Annotated in this window: 6 protein-coding genes and 1 pseudogene; 4 read left to right on the top strand and 3 right to left on the bottom strand. The window is 43.4% G+C overall.

Features of this window, described 5'->3' with window-relative positions:
• From JK188_RS15080 to ackA, 3 genes and pseudogenes are all read right to left on the bottom strand, one after another.
• Positions 1 to 708 (bottom strand): annotated as a pseudogene (locus JK188_RS15080) (hypothetical protein); the annotation flags it as partial.
• Positions 709 to 847: 139 nt separating this feature from the next.
• Positions 848 to 2977, bottom strand: a complete 2130-nt coding sequence (gene pta / locus JK188_RS15075) for a phosphate acetyltransferase (protein ID WP_154600249.1) — start codon at positions 2975 to 2977, stop codon at positions 848 to 850.
• 81 nt (positions 2978 to 3058) lie between these two features.
• Positions 3059 to 4261: an acetate kinase gene (gene ackA / locus JK188_RS15070; RefSeq protein ID WP_036952711.1), complete on the bottom strand. Its 1203-nt coding sequence runs from the start codon at positions 4259 to 4261 to the stop codon at positions 3059 to 3061.
• A gap of 636 nt (positions 4262 to 4897) precedes the next feature.
• Here ackA and yfbV point away from each other — a divergent pair.
• From yfbV to JK188_RS15050, 4 genes are all read left to right on the top strand, one after another.
• Positions 4898 to 5353 carry a terminus macrodomain insulation protein YfbV gene (gene yfbV, locus JK188_RS15065; protein WP_036952713.1) on the top strand — a complete coding sequence of 152 codons (456 nt, stop codon included), beginning with the start codon at positions 4898 to 4900 and terminating at the stop codon, positions 5351 to 5353.
• A gap of 161 nt (positions 5354 to 5514) precedes the next feature.
• Positions 5515 to 6009: a YfbU family protein gene (locus JK188_RS15060; protein WP_036952716.1), complete on the top strand. Its 495-nt coding sequence runs from the start codon at positions 5515 to 5517 to the stop codon at positions 6007 to 6009.
• 69 nt (positions 6010 to 6078) lie between these two features.
• A complete protein-coding gene (locus JK188_RS15055; RefSeq protein WP_132495446.1) occupies positions 6079 to 6753 on the top strand; it encodes a sugar phosphatase in 675 nt (224 codons plus the stop codon).
• An 87-nt stretch (positions 6754 to 6840) separates the two neighbouring features.
• On the top strand, positions 6841 to 8710 hold a 1870-nt coding region (locus tag JK188_RS15050; protein ID WP_249216031.1), incomplete at its 3' end, for an SLC13 family permease.

Below are 8710 nucleotides of genomic sequence, written 5' to 3'. Positions count from 1 at the left end.
ACAGATTTTTTGTTTGATGATTTTTTTCTGGTGATTTTTAACCAGCTCAAAAAATGGTTTAATGTCGTTCAGTGATAAGTCATTTTTTACAAGGTTAGAACATTTTTTCTTAATTTCTCGAGCAGTTAGTTTTATTAAATGACATTCAAAGTGGCTTTTACCTTTTAATATATCCTCCCTGGCGTTTGCGGATGTGGAATATGCATAAGAATATAGCTGATGTAATGCTTTTTTAAAGTTGATAGCATCATCTTCTTTTATATTATCGAGTAACAATGCGCTATTTTTAAAAAAGATTTCACTGATGGAAATAAGCATATTTTTTTGTTTTAATTCACTGCTATCATTTGAAAAATCAAACTTTTTCATGGCGTTGTCAATGTGAAGGGCATAGTCAACTGATGCTTGTTTATAAATAATTTGACAGAAAGCATCATTTAAAAAAGTGCGATAGTGACGAGTGTTTTCTTTGTGGTTATGTGCTTTTTTTAATGCGTATGCCAGATTTTTTATATATTTCGTTTCATCATTTGCATGGGCATAAAATAAGAAAGCATGTGTTAATCCATAACAGACACCTTTTTCGGCTTCTTGGATATTCTTAATGCCAATTATATTGCGGGAAAACTCATTCTCAGCGGTGTTTTTAAAATGGTCTGTTAATTTTATCTGTTCAAACTTAATACGGACTCTTTGGGGGAGAATCATAATTAACCTCAATATTTTTGTGAAAATATAGAAGTTAATGATATGAAATGGGAGGGATATCATTTTCATATAGCGATGAAAAAACAAAGGTCAACCCATTTCTGGATTGACCTTTTAACTCAATACTTAATAACTAAGATTATGCGTTTTCGTTTTGTACCGCTTGAATCGCGGTCAGTGCAACGGTGTAAACAATATCGTCTACCAGTGCACCACGGGATAAGTCGTTAACGGGTTTACGCATACCTTGCAGCATTGGACCGATAGAGACTAAGTCAGCAGAACGTTGTACTGCTTTATAGGTAGTATTACCGGTGTTCAAGTCTGGGAAGATAAACACAGTTGCTTTACCTGCAACCGGTGAGTTTGGCGCTTTAGATTTAGCCACATCTGCCATTACTGCAGCATCGTACTGTAACGGACCGTCGATCATCAGGTCAGGGCGTTTTTCTTGCGCTAAACGTGTTGCTTCACGCACTTTCTCAACATCGCTACCCGCACCGGAATTACCCGTTGAGTAAGAGATCATCGCAACGCGAGGCTCGATACCAAAGGCTTTTGCTGAATCCGCAGATTGAATTGCGATTTCAGACAGTTGCTCTGCCGTTGGATCTGGGTTAATCGCACAGTCACCATAAACAAACACTTGCTCTGGCAGCAGCATAAAGAATACAGAAGAAACTAATGAGCTACCTGGCGCAGTTTTGATTAACTGTAGTGGTGGGCGGATGGTGTTTGCGGTGGTATGAACCGCGCCAGAGACCAGACCATCCACTTCGCCTTTTTCCAGCATCAATGTGCCCAGAACAACGTTATCTTCCAATTGTTCCCGAGCAACCACTTCGGTCATGCCCTTGCTCTTACGCAGTTCGACTAAGCGTGCAACATATTCTTCGCGAACTTTAATTGGGTCAACGATTTCGATGCCAGCGCCTAATTCGATACCCTGAGATGCTGCAACACGGCGGATATCATCAGGATTACCTAACAATACGCAGGTCGCGATACCACGTTCAGCACAAATCGATGCTGCTTTAACGGTACGTGGTTCATCACCTTCTGGCAGGACGATACGTTTGCCTGCTTTACGAGCCAGTTCAGTTAACTGGTAACGGAACGCCGGAGGAGACAGACGGTTAGGACGCTCAGAATCAGCAACCAGAGATTCAATCCAGTTACTGCTAATGTGGCGAGCCACATAGTTTTGAATTTTCTCGATACGCTCATGGTCATCAGCAGGTACTTCAAGGCTGAAGCTTTGCAGATTCAGTGAAGTTTGCCATGTGTTGCTGTTCACCATAAACACAGGTAAGCCAGTTTCGAATGCTTGTTCACAAAGTTTGCGAATAGGTGCATCGATATCATAACCGCCTGTTAATAAGATAGCACCGATTTCTACGCCGTTCATTGCTGCTAAAGAGGCAGATACCAGTACGTCAGGGCGATCCGCTGAGGTCACTAATAATGAACCTGGGCGGAAATGTTCTAGCATGTGTGGAATGCTACGTGCGCAGAAAGTGACGGATTTAACGCGGCGAGTATTGATTTCACCTTCGTTAACGACTTTTGCATTTAAGTGTTTTGCCATGTCGATTGCACGGGTGGCAATCAGGTCAAAGTTCCAAGGAATTGACGCTAATACTGGCAGATTTAAACACTCCAGCGCTTTGGCATCGATATTTGCCACAGTCGCTTTGGTTGAATCATCAAAGATTTCAGACAGGTCAGGGCGAGTACGACCTTGTTCATCAACGGGTGCGTTAACTTTGTTAACGATAACCCCGATGATGCTTTCATTACGTTGGCCACCAAATTCGTTACGAACCAGCTCTAAACGCTCTTGCATTTGCTGGATTGAGCTATTGCCCGGTGCAGTAACAAATACAATTTCAGCACCTAGGGTTTTAGCAATTTCGTAGTTCAGTGATTGAGCAAAAGAGTGCTTGCGAGTTGGGACTAAACCTTCGATCAGGATCACTTCTGCATCTTTAGTGTGGTCGTGGTAGCGCGCCACGATCTCTTCCATCAGAATATCTTTCTTCGATGAAGTCAGTAGAGACTCAACATATTCCATTGTTAAAGGCTCAACAATGGTTGTGATGCTGGAGTGAGAACGTAAAACTTCGGTAGTTTGGTCTTTATTACCGGAAACGCGTGGTTGTGCGATAGGTTTAAACACGCTCAGCTGGACACCTTTTTGTTCCATTGAGCGGACGACACCCAGACTAACGCTGGTTAAACCAACGCTGGTGCCAGTAGGAATTAGCATAATTGTACGGGACACAGGAACCTCGTTTTTTGGTTACTCTAAAGCAGTACCGCCAGCATAAGGCTGGCGGCAAGAAAGTCTTTATGCTGTTAAGCGTGCAGCATCTTGGGCAATCACCAACTCTTCATTGGTTGGAATAACCAGTGCCGGGCGGCTGTTGTCGGTGGTGATAACACCTTCTTTACCGAAACGTGCAGCTAAGTTACGCTCGTGGTCATATTCGAAACCAAGGATGGCCAGTTTCTTCAGCGTAATTTCACGCACTTGTGCAGAGTTTTCACCGATACCACCAGTGAAGATGATTGCATCAAGACGACCTTCCATCAGCGCGCTGTACGCACCAACATATTTTGCTAAACGGTGGCAGAACACATCCATTGCACGGGTTGCATCCGCTTTGGTGCCGTAGTTATCTTCAACATAACGGCAGTCACTAGTCACGCCAGTTAAGCCCAGTAAGCCAGATTCTTTGGTCAGCATCTTGTTGATTTGATCAACGCTCATGCCTAATGAATCATGTAAGTGGAAAATAATCGCAGGGTCGATATCGCCGCTACGAGTACCCATGACTAAGCCTTCTAATGGAGTTAAACCCATTGATGTATCAACACATTTACCGTTAACGATAGCAGATACTGAACCACCATTACCTAAATGGCAAGTGATAACGTTCAGTTCATCAACTGGCTTGTTCAGTTTTTTCGCGGCTTCACGAGAAACGTAGAAATGGCTAGTACCGTGCGCACCATAACGACGGATGCTGTGCTCGGAATATAATTCGTATGGCAGTGCATACAGGTAAGCTTCTTCAGGCATGGTCTGATGGAACGCTGTATCGAATACTGCTACGTTTTTGGTGATCAGATGAGGGAATGATTTTCTCGCCTCTTCAATACCAATAAGGTGAGCTGGGTTATGTAAAGGCGCGAATGGGATTGCCGCTTTAATACCCGCGATAACTTCGTCGTCAATAACAACAGAAGAAGTAAATTTCTCGCCACCATGAACAATACGGTGACCAATAGAGGAAATTTGTGCTGACAATTCAGGCTTCGCAGCAAGAATCGTATTTACGATGAAGTTCAGTGCTTCGCTATGCGCAGCGCCTGCACCTAAAGGTGCCTCATGTTTTTCACCGTCCATTTTCCATTTAATGCGAGCTTCAGGCAAATTAAAACATTCAGCTAAACCTGATAGAAATTCATCTCCATTAGTCGGATCGATGATTGCAAATTTCAGTGAGGAGCTACCGCAGTTTAAAACCAGTACCAGCTTACTTGACATGGAAATACCTATCTTAGTTGATGTTGTGAAGCCCGTTATGAGGACACACAGACTTAGTTGAAAAATGTAATTCGCTAGAGCCTAGCGCATTTATATCCGACCAATTCATGATTGATATCATGATATGTGCAAAAAAGTACATGGGTCGATGATTTTACAGGGTTTTCTCGCGCAAACGTTACGTGATGCTGTTAAATAACTGTGAAAAATAAGTCACAGTATCGTGTTGAAATAACGCGCAGAACCCCAATATATCACTGTTGTTTACTTATTAAAGAGAACTATTAAGTAACATAGTTCGGCAGTAATTCTAATTACGGTCGATTCTACTAAAACTATTTTATATTTTATACGTTTTTTTTAAAAATAGGGCGTTTGGTTGATTAAAATCATAAATGCCATATAAAGTGTAGTTATAGCGGTGAGTTACGTATTCAAGAGAATAGCGGGTTTCATTTAAGTTAGCTTAATTAAAGCTAAATTTGTGAAAATTAACTTAAAAACTGAGTGTGCGTTCACGCTCAATTTGACGTAAGCTAGCCATAGATTGATATTGTTTTTGTGATGACATCCAGAAATGAATAGCAGTAGAAAATGAATGGCAGTAGAAAATTAATAGTAGTAGGAAATTAATTGATGAGCACAATGCAGAGTACCCCTCCGGGTTTTTTCAAACGCTTCAGATTAGGTAATCACTATCTGAAGGTTTTCCCTATGGAAAAAAAGCTAACGCCACTGTTTCCTGAACTACGTATCAATAAAGCGATTCGGTTTGGGATCCGCTTTATGCCGCCCATTGCGATATTTACGCTGGCTTGGCAAATTGCGTTAGGTGGGCAGTTAGGTCCCGCTGTCGCGACGGCATTATTTGCCTGCAGCTTGCCAATGCAAGGGTTATGGTGGTTAGGTAAGCGTGCCGTTACACCATTACCGGCAGGGTTATTAAGCTGGTTCTATGAAATTCGCGATAAATTTACCGAAGCGGGAATCGCGATGGCACCCGTTGAGCAGCAGCCTGACTATATGGCGCTAGCCGAACTTTTGAAAAAAGCGTTCAATCAGTTAGATCATACCTTTATGGAAGATATCTAAACGGTTCATTGAACCTTATTTAGCATTCGATTTGATAACAAACCGTTATTTAACAGTAATTAACGCAAAATAACTGTTTAGATCAATAAAAGTAATATTTAATCTGTGCATTATCAACATTGAATGCGAAGATTGCAGAAAATTATCTACGGAGAGCTGTGATGGAAATGACCAATGCTGAACGCTTAATTTTATCCAATCAATATAAAATGATGACCATGTTAGACCCAGATAACGCGGAGCGTTACCGCCGTCTGCAAACTATCATTGAGCGTGGATTTGGTTTACAAATGCGCGAGCTGGATAGGGATTTTGGTGAACTCAGCGAGCAAACGTGTCGTACAGTTATTGAAGTGATGGAAATGTACCATGCGCTGCAAGTTTCTTACGGTAACATGGAAGACAAACATGGTGTGGATGGTCGTCGTGTGCAGTTTTTGGGCTTTGATGCCGCAACGGAAGCGCGTTATCTGAGTTACGTGCGCTTTATGGTTAATACAGAAGGGCGATATACCCATTTCGATAGCGGAACTCATGGCTTTAACTCACAAACACCAATGTGGGATAAATATTTAAGAATGCTGAAAATTTGGCAAGCTTGCCCTCGCCAATATCACCTTTCAGCGGTTGAGGTTTCTCAAATTCTCAATGCTTAACTTATCTTTTTAGGTAGACACATTTACGTCTTGCATTAGGTAGCACGATTTTCTGAAAAAGGGTTTGATGTGAAGTTAAAAGCAAAAGGTTTTTTATTCGATCTCGATGGCACGTTGGCGGACTCACTCGCTGTTGTTGAGCGCTGTTGGTGTTTATTCGGCGATAGAATTGGTGAAGATAAGCAAGCGATTATCGACTACATTCATGGAAAACCTGCAATGACCACATTGCGCCATTTCCTACCTAATGCGAGCGAAGAAGAGCTGCAAAGCCATTTTCGTTGGTTAGAGAAGATGGAAAGTGAAGATATGGAGGGGGTTGTTGCACTGCCAGGTGCAATAGCGCTGTTATCTTTATTGAATAAATTAGGCGCCCCTTGGGCGATTGTGACATCAGGTACAGTACCCATTGCTCACGGACGCCGAGCAGCAGCGGGTTTACCTGAACCTAAACATTGGGTCACGTTTGAAAAAGTCTCGAAAGGTAAACCAGATCCAGAACCTTTCCAATTAGGGGCGAAAAGCCTCGAATTGCCTCCCGAAGAGTGCATTGCTTTTGAAGATGCGCCAGCGGGGATCCATTCAGCATTAAGTGCGGGCTGCCAAGTTATTGCGGTTCATGATCCTGAAGGTATGCCAAGACGAGATGAAATCTCTGCAATTATTAGTACATTAGAACAAATTTCCGTGACAGGTCCTGACGATAACGGCTATTTTGAGCTTTTCGTGTCGAAAAACGTCTAATTGCGATCTAATCAAAGAAATCCTCTGAAAAACATGGTTAACTAACTAAAATCTTTAGCCTGTTTTTTTTCGTCGAAAGGGGATACTTTGAACGGAGAATTGCTGTGGGTGCTAACCCTACTATTGATCGCGGTTGTTCTATTTACTACCAATAAAGTCCGCATGGATGTGGTTGCCTTATTAGTCATTGTGGCGTTTGTATTAAGCGATACACTGACCTTACAACAGGCAACGGCGGGTTTTGCGGATCCTAACGTTTTGTTGATTGCCGCTCTGTTTGTCATCGGTGATGGTCTGGTTCGTACCGGAATTGCCTACCAAATGGGGGAGTGGCTCGTCCGAGTTGCAGGCAGCAGCGAAAGTAAAATGCTCGTCTTTTTAATGATGACGGTGGCGGGGCTCGGTGCATTTATGAGCTCCACTGGCGTGGTCGCTATCTTTATTCCGGTGGTGCTCAGTGTCGCAGCACGGATGAAAACCTCACCAAGTCGATTAATGATGCCGCTGGGCTTTGCTGGCTTAATCAGCGGCATGATGACATTAGTCGCAACTCCCCCCAACATGGTGGTCAACAGTGAATTAGTTCGCGAAGGATTACCCAGCTTTCAATTTTTCTCAATCACCCCAATAGGACTTCTTATTTTAGTCGCGGGTATTGGCTATATGTGGCTGACTCGTCGCTGGTTGGGTAGCAATGAACCGGATAAACAACCTGTTAAATATCAACGTAGTTTTCGTGATTTGATCCGCGATTATAAACTGGCTGGGCGTGCCCGCCGATTAGCGATTCGTAAAGGTTCTTCACTGATTGGACACACGCTTGATGAGCTTCATTTGCGTTCCCGTTATGGTGCAAACGTTGTGGGGATTGAGCGCTGGCGTAAGTTTCGCCGTGTGATGGTGAGTGCAACGGGGGGAACGGAGCTACGTGAGCGTGATGTTTTGCTAATTGATATTTCAGTGACTGACGATGAACTGCGCCAATTTTGCAGTGAACAGCTTCTTGAGCCAATGATTTTGCGTGGGGATTATTTTTCCGAGCAATCGAGGGATGTGGGGATGGCGGAAGTTTCCATGAACCCGGACTCGGAATTGCTAGGTAAAAGCTTACGAGAGATTAAATTTCGTACCCGATATGGTTTAAACGTCGTCGGGATCCGTCGCGATGGAAAAGCGCTTGATGGAAAACTGGTGGATGAACCTTTACGCTTGGGGGATATTTTACTGGTCATCGGTGATTGGAAGTTGATCCGTGTTCTATCAACAAAACCGCGTAATTTTATCGTATTGAACTTAGCCGCCGAAGTCGAAGCTGTTGCCCCTGCCTCCTCGCAAGCCCCTCATGCGTTATTTTGCCTTGCGCTCATGGTGGCGATGATGGTTACCAATGAAATCCCTAACTTTATTGCGGCGTTGATTGCCTGTTTATTAATGGGAAAATTTCGCTGTATTGATATGGAAAGCGCGTACAAAGCGATTCATTGGCCGAGTATTATTTTGATTGTTGGCATGATGCCATTCGCTATCGCTTTACAAGAAACCGGGGGGATAGCCCTTGCGGTAGATGCACTAATGAAGGTAGCTGGGGGATTAGGTCCTCATGTGATGCTAGTCTGCCTGTTTATTTTATGCGCGACGATAGGCTTATTTATTTCCAATACGGCTACTGCGGTACTCATGGCGCCTATTGCGATTGCCGCCGCGCATCAAATGGATGTCTCTCCATTACCATTTGCGATGGTGATTGGTATTGCAGCATCCGCTGCGTTTATGACCCCAGTTTCTTCCCCTGTGAATACATTGGTATTGGGCCCCGGTGGTTATAAATTTGCAGATTTTCTGAAGATTGGCGTGCCATTTACGATAATTGTAATGTTTATCAGTGTGGCGCAAGTGCGTGAAACCGCGGCATATCTAACTCGCTTCGCAAAAACTCGCGGCGTGGCGATTATTATGG

This window comes from Providencia sp. JGM181 (assembly GCF_018257375.1).
Taxonomy (GTDB): domain Bacteria; phylum Pseudomonadota; class Gammaproteobacteria; order Enterobacterales; family Enterobacteriaceae; genus Providencia; species Providencia lanzhouensis.
The sequence above is the reverse complement of the archived record's forward strand: the minus strand, read 5'-3'. Positions and strand labels throughout refer to the sequence as shown.

Coding starts and splice junctions, on each gene's coding strand:
- ackA (WP_036952711.1), bottom strand. CDS start 4,261: ATGTCAAGTAAGCTGGTACTGGTTTTAAACTGCGGTAGCTCCTCACTG.
- JK188_RS15060 (WP_036952716.1), top strand. CDS start 5,515: ATGGAAATGACCAATGCTGAACGCTTAATTTTATCCAATCAATATAAA.
- pta (WP_154600249.1), bottom strand. CDS start 2,977: ATGCTAATTCCTACTGGCACCAGCGTTGGTTTAACCAGCGTTAGTCTG.
- yfbV (WP_036952713.1), top strand. CDS start 4,898: ATGAGCACAATGCAGAGTACCCCTCCGGGTTTTTTCAAACGCTTCAGA.